The sequence below is a fragment of the Paenibacillus sp. YAE3 genome (genome assembly GCF_057546105.1).
This window is the reverse complement of sequence record NZ_BAAIYF010000001.1, coordinates 51,435-64,081: the sequence shown is the minus strand read 5'-3', so window position 1 is coordinate 64,081 and position 12,647 is coordinate 51,435. Positions and strand designations below refer to the sequence as shown.

Genomic DNA, 12,647 nt, shown 5'->3' with positions numbered 1-12,647 from the left:
GAGAACCCCGCAGTCCGTTACTTTTTCTGAATCCACGCCGCGATATCGGAGATCAGCGCGGAAGATACGTTGGACGGCATCGCATATTCGGCACCGATCGAGATGCCGTCGTATTCCGCGAGCAGATGATTCATTTTCGGATACGACTTGAATTCGACGCCGTTCCGGCCTTGAAGCGCTTTTTTCCACTCATTGAACTGGTTCATCGTCACCTGCCAGTCGTTTTCGCCTTGCAGGACGAGCATCGGCGTTTGTTGCTTGACGGCCAGATCGACGGGTTTATAGTTTTTCTGCTCAAACCACCAATACGCCGGGGAGAGCGGGAATTTTTCCGGCATATGGTCCACGGTATACTGCGGATCGTTCACCAGCTGGGCGATTTGAGTCCATGCAGCCGCCTGCTGTTCGTACGGGACAGGGTCCTGGCCCAGCTTTTTGACGCGCGCAACCAGCTCCTGCTGCTGCTCGATCAGCGTATCGGCAAACCTCAAGCTAGGGCCCGAGAGCACGATCGCGCCTGCGATGTCCTTGCTTTGGTCCGCATCGATGATCAGCGGCATCGCAAAACCGCCTTGGCTGTGGCCTGCGACGAAGATCCGGCCCGGATCGATCTTAGGCGTTTGTTTGAGCAGCTTGACGGCGGTGACGGCGTCATCCACGGTTTCCTTCTTCAGCGTGAACTTCGGATCGGCCGCAACCTTGAAGGTATGCTCGTAGGTCACCTTGTCATAGCGAAGAACGGCGATGCCTTTGGCCGCCAAACCGACGGCCAGGTCGCGGAACGGCTTGGCCGCGCCCATCGAGGAATCGCGGTCATGAGGCCCGGAGCCGTGGACAAGCACGACGGCAGGGTACGGTCCTTCGCCTTGCGGAAGGGTCAACGTGGCGGGCAAAGCCCACTGGCCTTCACCGATGCGCACTTCCTGTTCCGTATAGGCGGCCGGGTTGTCATAAGCGGGCTTTTGGTATCCGCCAGAGCTGGAAGGGCCGATATACATGTCATCCACCCGGCCTTCGCCATTCAGCCTGAGCGTTACTTCCACCGGCATTTGTCCCCACTGAAGCAGATAGGAAACGTTGCGGTAGACGGAATTTGTTTGCTCCGTTCTGGCAGCGGGTTTCGAAGGCGCCTTTCCATACAGCTGCTCGTAATTGCTCCACAAGCCGTTGACGGCTTGAACAGGCAGCGCTTTTTGGAAAGCGGGGCTCATGTATTCGGCAGCTTTGGCGCCGTTGCCCGCTTGCAGCTCCTTCAGAAACAAATCGGCGGCATCTTGGGAAGCTTCCGGGTTGTTGGTTTCCCCCGGGGTTGCCGGTTGGCCGAAAATGCCGGAAAGGAAACCGGCAGGCACAAGCGTTTTGCCGGAAACGAGCTGAACCGGCTCTCCCACGTTTACGGCTTTGCCGTTGAATACGCCTTGGGCTTTGCCCGGGGTCAGCACGAGGGTTTGGCCGCCTTTGACCAGCGTGACCGTGCGGGCAGCTTGATCCCAGCGAACCTCTACGCCCAGCTTGGACGCGGCTTCGCGTACCGACACGTACGCCGTCTTGTCCTTGGACGATTCTGCAGCGGCGGAGGCTGCAGGTACGGACAGCGCCAGCGCAAGGGATGCGGCGGCAAATTTGCGCAGTTTCTTTGAATTTTTTTTCATGACGTTTCCTCCTCTGGAGCGGTTAGCCCCTTTATATATAATGAAAGGCATCGTATGAAGGCGGAGGTTGGATTCTAGGATGTCCGATGCCGATGAAACCACGGATGCTCCAATTTGTTGATCAACCTGTGAAAAAACTGGCGGCAAATATGAGGAGCAGAATCCCCGCAAAAATCATCCATGCCGCCGGTCTGGCGAAATTGATCGTCCAGCCGATGCCCATCCGCTTTTCCACGAACATGGCCGGATCGTCCGGATTGTAATAAATAAAGCCGAGTTTCCAGAAACGGTCGTCATTCACGGCGGTCGCGCTGGCGGCCCCGGAAGGGCGGCCGATGCGGCGGCCTCCTTGTCCGGTCGTAAACGAGAGGACAAGGGCCATCACGATGATGATGGACGGCATCAGCAGCGTGATGGGAAATACGACGTTGCCGGGCAGATTGTAGCGCATATTTAGCTGAATAAACGACAGCAACAGCGTGATCAACATCCCCGAGACGACGTTAAACATCGACCACCGGAGGCGGAAAAGCGCATTCCGCTGCGCCGAAAGCTCGGGATGGTCGGGATGGATCTGCTGTTTGCTTTTCAGGATCATCCAGTTCATGAACATAAACAGGAAAATCATGACAAGCTGCATCAGGTTCGGACCGAGCACCGCCCGCAGCGATTTGTCGACGGAGCGGGTGATTTCGCCATGCCAGTCGTATTTCATCGCGATCGTCTCAGGGAATTGGTCGTAGTACGCAAACGCAAGGATGGCACTGATCAGCATGACGGCAATATGCAGGACGAACCAGCGGTTGGAAACCGTGATCTTTTTGCTGCGGAACCGGGTGTCGATCGCGATTTTTCCGCTCTGCTGCACCGCGGTCGGCAGGGAGGCCTTCGTTTTTTTCATTCTCAGGTAAAAGGCGAAGTTCATTGCTGCCGAGCAAACAATCACGGCGGTAATAAAGATGGATATTACGGCGGCCTGGCCTTCTTCGCCGGCGTTCATCAGCGAATACAGGCAGCCGAGCAGCAGGATGGCATACAACGTGCCGCTAATCCAGGCAAATTGTTGTCTCATCCGCCGCAGCTGCGGGCTGTGATACATCTCTTCGCTGACCGAAACGCCGAAACTGACGGTTTCCCTGCTGAGAAACGGTATGGAAATCAGCGCGATGATGATGGGGATGAAGAGGGCGACAATCATGAAAGCAGAAATCCAGTACATTATGCATTCTCCTTTTTGCCATGTGAGATGTCTTCATAAATGGATTCGACGATTTGCAGCAGGCTCGCCTTATCCATGCTCCGGCATATGGCTTCGGCGATCAGCGGCCTGAATTGCTCCGCCTGCTTCTGCTCAAACTCCGGCGTAGCGGGAGGCATGCCGTCCGGATTGACGACGACGCCTTTTTGCCTGTGGATCTGAATGTAACCTTCCTGTTTGAGCAGCGTGTACGCTTTGTTGATGGTATGCAGGTTGACGCCGATATCCGCGGCAAGGCTCCGGACGGACGGGAGGTCTTCTCCCGGCTGCAGGCTGCCGCTCGCGATGCCTTCGATAATCTGATTAATCAGCTGCGTATAAATGGGAAGTTCCGACTGCATATCCAGACGGATGATCATAAGAAGCCCTTCTTTCGCAAACAAAATGTCAAAAGTGCAACTGTTATACTACAAATATAACAGATAGAATTTTGGGTGTAAATAAGGGCTTTGACCAAAGCCGCAGCTCAAAAAAGCCGCAAACGGCGGCCGGGCTTGCGCAAAAAAAGCGCCTGCTTAAGCAGACGCTTTGGTTCTCGAAGCGATAGGTTATTCACGTTGTTGTTTTTGCTTCATTTTTTTCATGAGCAGCTCTTTGAAGGTTGCGTTTTGCTCCAGGTTTTCCTTTTTCCTCGATGCGATGATCTGTGGTCTTGGATACGAATGGTGAAAAGGCGCAATGCGCGGCACATTCATCATGATCTCTCCTTCCGAAGGTTTGCTAGCCCTGCATGCGTCATGGCGGCAGCAAACCGGAAGCGCCCTTATGTTTCGGCGCGGTATGTGTAGAACCATTACCCGTTTCATGGCGGTTATAAACATCATATTTCGAATCGCTCCATTTTGCAAAAAATGCGAAAGCGCAAACTGTTACGACATTTTATGTCGCATCACATCTCCTATAATGGGCATGTAACTCGGAAAAATGAATGAAAAGAGGTTGTATGTTCATGGCAAAAACGAAACGGGGACGCGTATTATGGAATTTGCCGTCCAGAGGCCGGGGGACATGTCCGGTTTGCGGCAGCGGGCGGATCAAGCTTTTATATACCCGCACGAGTACGGAAGGCGCATCCATGAAAGTCTGCAAAAAATGCTTTAAAGCCACACAAGAAAGGGTTGACGCCGCCAGCCGAAATCCGGAACCGGCCGTTCGGAAGTAAGGATCAAACGTTTTTCAGCAGGAAAAAGATTCAAAAACCGCTTGTATCCCAGAGCCTGCAAATGCTTCAATATAGCTGAAGGGCATGATCTTCTGACAAGGAGAAGCAAGATATGAGCAATATGCACAGGATTCACTGGTTTGACCAGCGGATTAGGGGAGGGCATTATCCGAGCAGCAGGGATCTTGCCCTTCAATTCGAAATTTCCAGAAGGCAGGCGCAGCGCGACATCGAATACCTTGCGGTTTCATTGCGGGCGCCGCTCGTTTATATAGCCAAACACCGTGGATACGGTTACGAGGATAAAACGTACATGCTGCCGCATTTGTACATGACGGAAGAAGAAAAGTCGGTGCTGAAATTTTTGGCCCGAAAATACGGGGAGTATAGCACCGATGCCCCGTCCGGCGTTCAGCGGGTCGCACACCTGCTGGGCAGGTTTGCGGGCGAGGAAGAAGGGGAGGGAGCCGGGAGGCTTCCTTATTTCGATGCCGATCCCCGGCTTATCCATATCAGCGGGCAGCTGTCGTTTGCGATCGAGCAGCGAAGGACCGTGCATCTTCATTACCGGTCCGAAAACGGAGAGTTCCGGGAGGACGTATGTCCGGTGCGTCTGTTGTCCCGATACAACGCCGATTATGTTGCAGCGTACCAAGAACATGAGGGGAAAACGCGCCTGTACCGGCTGGACGCCATCGAAAGCCTGCATGTGACGAATCGCATGTTCGAGATAAACGAAGCGGAGGACGTTCCTTTTGTAAAGGGCAGACCTCCCGCGATCCAACCTTTTACGGCCCGGCTTAGGCTGGATCGGGAGCTTCAGGGGGAGGCCTGGCATGGTTATCCGGCAAGACCCGCCGGGGACGGCTTTTACGACATCGACTTTTATGACGACGACGCGTTCCTGCAGCAGCTTTTGCTGGGCGGGTGGCTGAACCTGGTATCTCCCAAATGGCTGAAAACCAAGCTGCAGAACCGGTGCGGACAAATTTTAAAATGCTTGGATGGAGAGGAATGATGCCGATGGCCGAAGTGATTCTGCGCGGACTGGAGATGAAAAGGGAATCGAAGTCTTTTACCGACAGCCTGTACGCTGTCCTGACGGGGGCCGGGTTATTCTCCGGACCGAAATACAGGCTTTCCGCGCTGAGCGGCATGGCCTTCATCTTTTCCGTACATGAACGGCTGCTGCCGCTTTCGGTAACGGCTTACGGGGAGTGGGGGACGGTTCATAAGCGGGCCGCCGACAGCCTTGGCATTTTTACGGTGGCGGATGCAGGCAGGACGCGGCATCCCACGTTTAAGAAATATCAGCAGGATGCCGTCAAGTGGATCAAATCCAGCCTGGACCGCGGACTTGGAGCGGTGTATTGGCTTCCCGAATTCGGCGTCATCCATGGATATGACGATGCCGACCGGATTTTTTACGTGCAGGACGGGTACTCCGCGGAAAGCAAAATCGTGTTGTACGATAATTTCGGCATCAACTTCACCCCGTTTTGGTATGCGCAAATGTTTGGCGGGAAAGTGGACATCGGGGCCAAAGACATGGTTCTCGAGGCACTCCGCATGGCGCTGGACGATTGGGAGACCCCGCATCCGGTTCCCCCGAACCGCAGCATTGCTTCCGGAAGGAAGGCTTATTCGTATTTTATCCATGCGCTGGAGCAAGGGGATTTTGACTCGTTTGGCGCCGTTTATGTTTGGGATGCCTTTCGGGCCTCGAGGACGGAAATCATGCTTTTTCTGCAGGAGGCGTCCCTCATGTTTCCGGGGTTGCAGGAAGCGGCAGCATGTTACGAGCAGCTTGCGGGCATGATGGAACCGCAGGAGCGTTGGACCGTTTCCGCGAACCAGGGCCGAACGCTCAGCCAGGAGAGCATTCCGGCACTGATCGGGGTGCTGAAGGAGGCGGAGAAGCTGGAGGAGCGGGCGATGGGCGTTTTTAAAAGCATCTCCGTCCAATATCCGGATTTGAAACGGTCGACGGTTCCGCGATGGGGACTGCATACCGCAAGATAAACGGAAGGGAGAAGTTATGGCCAATACCATCCTGAAAGATTTGCGCATGACGACGGAGTCCAGATCCTACATCGATGCGATGCATGCGGTGTTGACCCATGCCGGTTGGACGTCCTGTTCCAAGGCGATGCTTGCCGGCATGACCGTTACCGGTTTCCGGTTTGCGGTCCATCGGCGTTTAACCGCCGAGTCGCCGACGGCATACAATTGGGTGGCGGAAAACTTTCTCGCCGCGGATTTTATGGGAGTTACTGCTTCGTCATCCGCCGGGTTTACCTTTCACCCGACGTTTCCGTTATATCGGCAGGAGGCGGTTGCCGAAATTAAGGCGTCGCTGGACCGGGGAATTGGAGCCGTGTTCTGGAAGGACTGCTTTGCCGTTGCAGCCGGATATGACGACGAAAAAGGCATCCTGTATTACGACGACGGCTCCGGGCATGGGCTGCAGCGATTGCCGTACGGGGAATTCGGACAGAATCGTTCCCCCTACTGGTATTATCAGATACTCGAAGATACGGTTGAGCTCGATCCGATCGAAATTTATAAGGAATCTCTTATGCAAGCAATCTACAAATGGGAGACGCATGACCGGATGCTCCCCGAAGCGGATTATGCCTGCGGCTCTAAGGCTTATGATGCGATCAAGCAGGCACTCCATGGAGGTGCATTCGATCCCGTTCAGGCCGGCGAGGTTTTCGAATGTTATGCGGCCGCCAAAAGGGATGTCGGCGAATATACAGGCGTGCTGGCGTCTTTATGGCCGCAGCTTGAACCGGCGGCCCAAGCTTACCGAAAGACGGCACAAGCGTTTCGCGAGGTGCTGGGCCTCATTGCCGAGGATCCAAGCATGAAACGACAGGCCCGAAATCTCGTTCGATTATTCGATGAAGCGCAGCGTGCGGAGCAGGAGGCGATCGGACGGATCAAGACGTTTATGCATGAACGGATCCGGAACCGCTTTGACCATGTCGGGCTGAGATAGGGTTTCGGGTTGCCGGCATCGTATTGAAGATAAGCACGATTTACCTCCATACACGAAAGAAAAAAGGCGTCCCCGAGCCATGCATCATGGCTGGGGACGCCTTTTTCATTAAGCTTATTATTGGTTTGCGATCATTTGGCGAAGCACGGTTTGCAGAATACCGCCGTTGTGGTAGTAATCCACGTCCACCATGCTGTCCAGACGGGCCGTAACCGGGAATTCGAAGGTCGTGCCGTCCTCGCGCGTCGCTTTCACGGTCAGCGTCTGGCCAGGTTGCACCTCGTTGCTCAGACCCACGATGTCGAAGGTCTCCCTGCCGGTCAGGCCAAGGCTCTTCCAGCCGGTTCCTTCTTGGAACTGCAGCGGAAGCACGCCCATGCCGACGAGGTTGCTGCGGTGAATCCGTTCGAAGCTTTCGGCGATAACGGCTTTGACGCCAAGCAGGAACGTTCCTTTGGCCGCCCAGTCGCGGGAGCTTCCCGTGCCGTATTCCTTGCCTGCGATGACGACCAGGTTGCGGTCTTCGTTTTGATACTTCATGGATGCATCATAAATGGACATCACTTCATTCGTCGGCAGGTACGTCGTAACGCCGCCTTCCGTTCCAGGCGCAACCTGGTTGCGGATCCGGATGTTGGCGAACGTGCCGCGCATCATGACTTCATGGTTGCCGCGGCGGGAGCCGTAGGAGTTGAAGTTTTTGCGTTCAACGCCGTGCTCTTTCAGGTACAGGCCTGCAGGGCTTGTCGGCGAGATGTTGCCGGCAGGGGAGATATGGTCGGTCGTGACGGAATCTCCGAGCAGTGCCAGTACGTTAGCGGCGTTGATGTCCTTAATGTCATCCAGCTGCGTGCCGAGGTTCTTGAAGAACGGCGGATTCTGGATGTAAGTGGATTTTTCGTCCCACTCGTACAGTTCGCCTTCCGGAACCGGAATCGCGTTCCAGCGTTCGTTGGCGGTAAAGACGTTCGCGTATTTTTTGCGGAACATTTCCGCGTCCATGGATTGGTTCATGGCTTCCTTGATTTCCGCGGAAGTCGGCCAGATATCCTTCAGATAGACAGGCTCGCCTTCCTGGTCATGGCCGATCGGATCGTTTTGCAGATCGATGTTGACCGTTCCGGCCAGCGCGTAGGCTACGACGAGCGGAGGCGAAGCCAGGTAGTTGGCTTTGACCTGCGCATGGACGCGGCCTTCGAAGTTCCGGTTGCCGGACAATACGGCGGCTACGGTCATGTCGTTGTCGGCGATCGCCTGGCTGACTTCGTCCGGCAGCGGGCCGGAGTTGCCGATGCAAGTCGCGCAGCCATAACCTGCAACGTAGAAGCCGAGGGCCTCCAGGGATTCAAGCAGGCCTGCTTTTTCCAAATATTCGGTAACAACCAGGGAGCCCGGCGTCAAGCTGCTTTTTACGTAGCCCGGTTTTTTCAGGCCGCGTTCAACCGCTTTTTTCGCCAAGATGCCCGCGCCCAGCATAACGCTTGGGTTGGACGTGTTGGTACAGCTCGTGATCGCGGCGATGACGACGGCGCCGGTTCCCATTTGGCTGGTGGTGCCGTCCGCATGTTTCACGGTCACTTTCTCTTCGATTTTGGCATCGCTGAGACCGTATCCGCCTTTTTCGATCGGCGTGCGCACGATATCGTTGAAGGCTTTTTTCATGTTCGTCAGCTCGATGCGGTCCTGCGGACGTTTAGGTCCGGCAAGGCTCGGTACGACGGAAGCCAGGTCGAGTTCGATGATGTCCGTGAACTCAGGGTCTTCCATGTCGGCCGTACGGAACATGTTTTGTGCTTTATAGTAAGCTTCAACCAGCTCGACTTGCTCGTCGGAGCGGCCGGTGTTGCGCAGGTAGGCCAGCGTTTCGCTGTCAACCGGGAAGAAGCCGATGGTCGCGCCGTATTCCGGTGCCATGTTGGCTACGGTCGCGCGGTCCGCCAGGCTGATGTTGGCAAGCCCAGGGCCGAAGAATTCGACGAATTTGCCGACGACGCCTTTTTTGCGCAGCATTTCGGTGACCGTCAGGGCCAGGTCGGTAGCGGTTGCGCCTTCTGTCAGGCTGCCTGTCAGCTTAAAGCCGATGACGTCCGGCGTGACGAAATAAAGCGGCTGTCCGAGCATGCCGGCTTCGGCTTCGATGCCGCCGACGCCCCAGCCCACGACGCCGAGACCGTTGATCATCGTCGTATGGGAGTCCGTTCCGACGAGGGAGTCAGGGTAAACGACGGTTTCGCCGTCAACCGTTTTGGTGGCTGCCACGGACGCAAGGTATTCCAGGTTGACCTGGTGAACGATCCCCGTTGCCGGCGGAACCGCGCGGAAGTTATTGAACGCCGTTTGCGCCCAGCGCAGGAAGCGGTAGCGTTCTTCGTTGCGCTCGAATTCGACTTCCATGTTATAGTTCAGCGCCTGGCTTGTGCCGAAGGCATCAACCATAACGGAGTGGTCGATAACGAGGTCGACCGGTACGAGCGGGTTGATCTTCTTCGGATCGCCGCCGGCTTTTTTCACGGTGTCGCGCATCGCGGCAAGGTCGACGACGACCGGAACGCCGGTGAAGTCCTGGAGCACGATCCGCGCCGGGATAAACGGAATTTCTTTGTTGCGGCCTACGCCTTCGTTCCATTTTGCCAGCTGTTTGATATGCTCCTCGGTAATCGCGCGGCCGTCAAATTGGCGGACGGCGGCTTCCAGAAGCACTCTGATCGAGAACGGGAGCTTGGAAATGCTGCCGAGTCCCTGTTCTTCAAGCGCCTTCAGGCTGTAGTAGCGGTATGTTTTGCCGCCGACTTCCAGGCTGCGGGCTGTGGAGAATTGATCCTTTGCTGTCATACATGTACCTCCTTAAGAATGTGCTCTCGTGAACATTTTCGGTGGGATGCGGTAAGCGATAGGGCAATCACTTTGCCGTTCCTGTTTCACTAGATGAAACATAATTTCAAAATAGTGAGGTTTGCTTTTAGTATACCGTTTACAAGCCGGGGAGTAAAGAACTTTTTGCGTCTATTTATATGAAACGAAAGGCGGGATAAAAGGAAGAAGGACGACTGCCCGGGAGGCCTCCCGATCCTTGCGGCGCCAAGGAATTCGCATTCCCAAAAACCGCCGGATATCATTCTTTCCCCGGGCCGCCCCTTTCAACCGCGGATGAATGAAGTTCATAGCGGCTCGTTTCGGTTCATATACGTTATATTAGGAAGCCGTTTCATGGCTTGTTCGAGCCTGAAGCCCGTTCAGGGCCTGAAAACGGCTGCAAGTAACGGAAACGAGAGGGGATTAGAGCGGATGGAGAAGGAATGGAAACAGACACTCTACACCTATGTGAACCAATATAATCAGCTGCAGATCGATTACCGGTCGCAGCAAGGGGAGCAGGTCGTCACCGACCCGGGTTATCTGATGGCCAAGGCGGAGCGTTCCTTCCGGCTTTCGCAATGGTACGAAGCGCGCGGGGCCCGGCCGCTTCGCAGCGAAACAAGGGCCAAGCTGCTGCGGACGATCCAGGACGCCCCGGATCAAGCGGTCGTCGACGTACAGCTCCATGTGCAGCTTTTTTATGAAAAAGGAGGGGTGACCCATGCGGAGGAAACGATCCAGAGGGAGCGCCTGACGCTGATCCGCGACGGCGACGATTGGGTCATCGTGTCCGTGGAACATCTCACGCCGGAAAAGCATCCGTCGGCGGCGGGCATCGACGTCTTGGCGGAACCGCAGCAGTCCGGTGACCCGTCCTACGGCAGCAGTCCCCAGCCTTACCTGAACCCGTACATTCTGGGCGGGGGAATCAACCGGAAGTCCGTCCGGTACCGCCGGGAGGAAGCGGCTGCGTATGCCGACCGCTGGTGGAATTCCTATAATCCCGAGTTTGCGGTTTTCGACGTGGATTGCACGAATTACATCTCCCAATGTCTCTTTGCAGGCGGTGCGCCAATCAACTATACTGGTAGAAGAGAAACGGGCTGGTGGTACAAGGGATATGTCGGCGGCAAGGAATGGTGGAGCTACAGTTGGGCCGTGTCCAACGCGTTGTCCGCTTTTCTCGCGGCGAGCACCTGGGGAACCCGGGGGGAATTGGTGGAACGTCCGGAGCAGCTGATGCTCGGCGACGTCATTTTTTATGATTGGGACGGGGACGGCTCCTTCCAGCATTCGACGATCGTCACCGCTTTCGATGCCGGCGGGCAGCCGCTGGTGAACGCGCACACGGTCAGCAGCCGGCACCGTTACTGGGATTACAGGGATTCCTATGCGTGGACCGAAAATACCGCGTACCGTTTTTTGCATATCCCGGACTACTTCTAGAGCGTTATAATGATAAGGTACGACAGCAGGAGCAGCCTGCAATACAGTAAAAAAGAGAGAGGTTAGGCATGGGGAACAACAAAACAACCGTAGGGCTGGTATACGGCGGCAAATCAGGCGAACACGAGGTGTCGCTGCAAACGGCTTTTGCGGTCATGAACGCCTTTGATTACGATAAATACGAGCTGATTCCGTTTTACATCACGAAGCAGGGGGAATGGAAAAAGGGACCCGCGCTGTCCGCTCCGCTTGACAAGGTGGAAAAGCTGAAGCTGGAGGAAGGCGGGGAAGGCACCGAAGCGGCGCTTGGCGCGATTTTCAGCCGATTGTACGGCGGAGATCCGGCCGTAGATCTGATGTTTCCGCTCCTTCACGGAACGTTCGGCGAGGACGGCACCATCCAGGGGCTGTTCGAAATGGCGAATATCCCTTACGTCGGGGCGGGCGTGCTGGCATCGGCGGCCGGGATGGATAAGGTCGTGATGAAAAAGCTCTTCGCGCAGGCCGGCCTTCCGCAGTGCAAGTTCTGCCATTTCACCAAACATCAATGGGAACAAGGCAGCTTTAATCTGATCCGAGGCGTAGAAGACGATCTGGGGTACCCATGCTTCGTCAAGCCGGCCAATCTCGGCTCGAGCGTCGGCATTTCCAAAGCGAGAAACCGCGAGGAGCTGGAGCGTGCGGTCGAGCTTGCTTTCCGTTACGACCTGAAGGTCATCGTGGAGGAATTCGTCGATGCCCGCGAGGTGGAGGTGGCCGTTCTCGGCAACCAGGAGCCGATGGCTTCGGTTCCGGGGGAAATCGTATCCTCCGCCGATTATTACGATTACGCCGCCAAGTACACCGACGGCCAGTCGGAGATGATCATTCCGGCTCCGGTGGATCCGGACGTGGCGGACCGCCTGCGCGAGGCGGCTTTGGTCGCGTTCCAGGCGATCGAAGGCAGCGGCATTACCCGGGCGGACTTCTTCCTCCGCAAGTCGGACGGCGCGATTTTGATCAACGAGGTCAACACGATGCCGGGCTTTACGCCGTACAGCATGTATCCGCTGCTCTGGCGGGAAACGGGGCTCGGCTATCAGGCGCTTCTCGACCGGATGATCGAGCTGGCGTTCGAACGCTACGAAAACAAGCAGGCGCTGAGCTACACGAACGAACCGTAAGCGGCTGCCCCGCTCGAAGATGAAGAAACGTTTCATAAGGTGTCCGGCCGGCGCAGTCAAAGGCCCGGGCACCTTTTATGCATGAGGGAACGCCATTATATGGGGA

11 protein-coding genes are annotated in these 12,647 nt (G+C 55.9%); 6 read left to right on the top strand and 5 right to left on the bottom strand.

Translation table 11 applies throughout. The features are described from left to right. Positions 1–17: 17 nt before the first annotated feature. From AC27KL_RS00255 to AC27KL_RS00240, 4 genes are all read right to left on the bottom strand, one after another. The gene (locus tag AC27KL_RS00255) at positions 18–1,652 is read right to left on the bottom strand and encodes an alpha/beta hydrolase family protein (RefSeq protein ID WP_487168397.1); all 1,635 of its coding nucleotides are present in this window, start codon (positions 1,650–1,652) and stop codon (positions 18–20) included. A gap of 121 nt (positions 1,653–1,773) precedes the next feature. Then, positions 1,774–2,871, bottom strand: coding sequence for a DUF1648 domain-containing protein (locus tag AC27KL_RS00250; protein ID WP_487168396.1), 1,098 nt, complete (start codon positions 2,869–2,871; stop codon positions 1,774–1,776). After that, a complete protein-coding gene (locus tag AC27KL_RS00245) occupies positions 2,871–3,269 on the bottom strand; it encodes a GntR family transcriptional regulator (protein WP_339323399.1) in 399 nt (132 codons plus the stop codon). The genes AC27KL_RS00250 and AC27KL_RS00245 overlap by 1 nt, the downstream gene beginning before the upstream one ends. A 189-nt stretch (positions 3,270–3,458) precedes the next feature. Continuing rightward, the gene (locus tag AC27KL_RS00240) at positions 3,459–3,608 is read right to left on the bottom strand and encodes a hypothetical protein (RefSeq protein ID WP_156124506.1); all 150 of its coding nucleotides are present in this window, start codon (positions 3,606–3,608) and stop codon (positions 3,459–3,461) included. Positions 3,609–3,859: 251 nt separating this feature from the next. On the opposite strand from AC27KL_RS00240, the gene AC27KL_RS00235 reads away from it, so the two are divergent. From AC27KL_RS00235 to AC27KL_RS00220, 4 genes are all read left to right on the top strand, one after another. After that, entirely contained in the window at positions 3,860–4,072 is a 213-nt protein-coding gene (locus tag AC27KL_RS00235) for a hypothetical protein (protein ID WP_487168395.1), read from the top strand. 112 nt (positions 4,073–4,184) lie between these two features. Next, positions 4,185–5,090 (top strand): helix-turn-helix transcriptional regulator, encoded by a 906-nt coding sequence (locus AC27KL_RS00230; protein WP_487168394.1) that lies wholly within the window; start codon positions 4,185–4,187, stop codon positions 5,088–5,090. Between the two features lie 5 nt (positions 5,091–5,095). Further along, positions 5,096–6,094 (top strand): cysteine peptidase family C39 domain-containing protein, encoded by a 999-nt coding sequence (locus AC27KL_RS00225; protein ID WP_487168393.1) that lies wholly within the window; start codon positions 5,096–5,098, stop codon positions 6,092–6,094. 16 nt (positions 6,095–6,110) lie between these two features. Continuing rightward, on the top strand, positions 6,111–7,076 hold the full coding sequence (locus AC27KL_RS00220) for a hypothetical protein (protein WP_487168392.1): 966 nt from the start codon (positions 6,111–6,113) through the stop codon (positions 7,074–7,076). Between the two features lie 117 nt (positions 7,077–7,193). Here AC27KL_RS00220 and acnA read toward each other — a convergent pair whose 3' ends face one another. Then, positions 7,194–9,908, bottom strand: a complete 2,715-nt coding sequence (gene acnA, locus AC27KL_RS00215; protein WP_487168391.1) for an aconitate hydratase AcnA — start codon at positions 9,906–9,908, stop codon at positions 7,194–7,196. A 453-nt stretch (positions 9,909–10,361) separates the two neighbouring features. On the opposite strand from acnA, the gene AC27KL_RS00210 reads away from it, so the two are divergent. Together AC27KL_RS00210 and AC27KL_RS00205 are read left to right on the top strand one after the other, a co-directional pair. Next, positions 10,362–11,378, top strand: coding sequence for an amidase domain-containing protein (locus AC27KL_RS00210; RefSeq protein WP_487168755.1), 1,017 nt, complete (start codon positions 10,362–10,364; stop codon positions 11,376–11,378). Between the two features lie 68 nt (positions 11,379–11,446). Beyond that, positions 11,447–12,541 (top strand): D-alanine--D-alanine ligase, encoded by a 1,095-nt coding sequence (locus tag AC27KL_RS00205; protein WP_339323405.1) that lies wholly within the window; start codon positions 11,447–11,449, stop codon positions 12,539–12,541. The last annotated feature ends 106 nt before the right edge of the window (positions 12,542–12,647 follow it).

Excerpts from the sequence above, each read along its gene's own strand:
- AC27KL_RS00235 (WP_487168395.1), top strand. The coding sequence starts at position 3,860 with ATGGCAAAAACGAAACGGGGACGCGTATTATGGAATTTGCCGTCCAGA.
- AC27KL_RS00245 (WP_339323399.1), bottom strand. The coding sequence starts at position 3,269 with ATGATCATCCGTCTGGATATGCAGTCGGAACTTCCCATTTATACGCAG.
- AC27KL_RS00220 (WP_487168392.1), top strand. The coding sequence starts at position 6,111 with ATGGCCAATACCATCCTGAAAGATTTGCGCATGACGACGGAGTCCAGA.
- AC27KL_RS00225 (WP_487168393.1), top strand. The coding sequence starts at position 5,096 with ATGGCCGAAGTGATTCTGCGCGGACTGGAGATGAAAAGGGAATCGAAG.
- AC27KL_RS00230 (WP_487168394.1), top strand. The coding sequence starts at position 4,185 with ATGAGCAATATGCACAGGATTCACTGGTTTGACCAGCGGATTAGGGGA.
- AC27KL_RS00205 (WP_339323405.1), top strand. The coding sequence starts at position 11,447 with ATGGGGAACAACAAAACAACCGTAGGGCTGGTATACGGCGGCAAATCA.
- AC27KL_RS00255 (WP_487168397.1), bottom strand. The coding sequence starts at position 1,652 with ATGAAAAAAAATTCAAAGAAACTGCGCAAATTTGCCGCCGCATCCCTT.
- AC27KL_RS00210 (WP_487168755.1), top strand. The coding sequence starts at position 10,362 with ATGGAGAAGGAATGGAAACAGACACTCTACACCTATGTGAACCAATAT.
- AC27KL_RS00250 (WP_487168396.1), bottom strand. The coding sequence starts at position 2,871 with ATGTACTGGATTTCTGCTTTCATGATTGTCGCCCTCTTCATCCCCATC.
- acnA (WP_487168391.1), bottom strand. The coding sequence starts at position 9,908 with ATGACAGCAAAGGATCAATTCTCCACAGCCCGCAGCCTGGAAGTCGGC.
- AC27KL_RS00240 (WP_156124506.1), bottom strand. The coding sequence starts at position 3,608 with ATGATGAATGTGCCGCGCATTGCGCCTTTTCACCATTCGTATCCAAGA.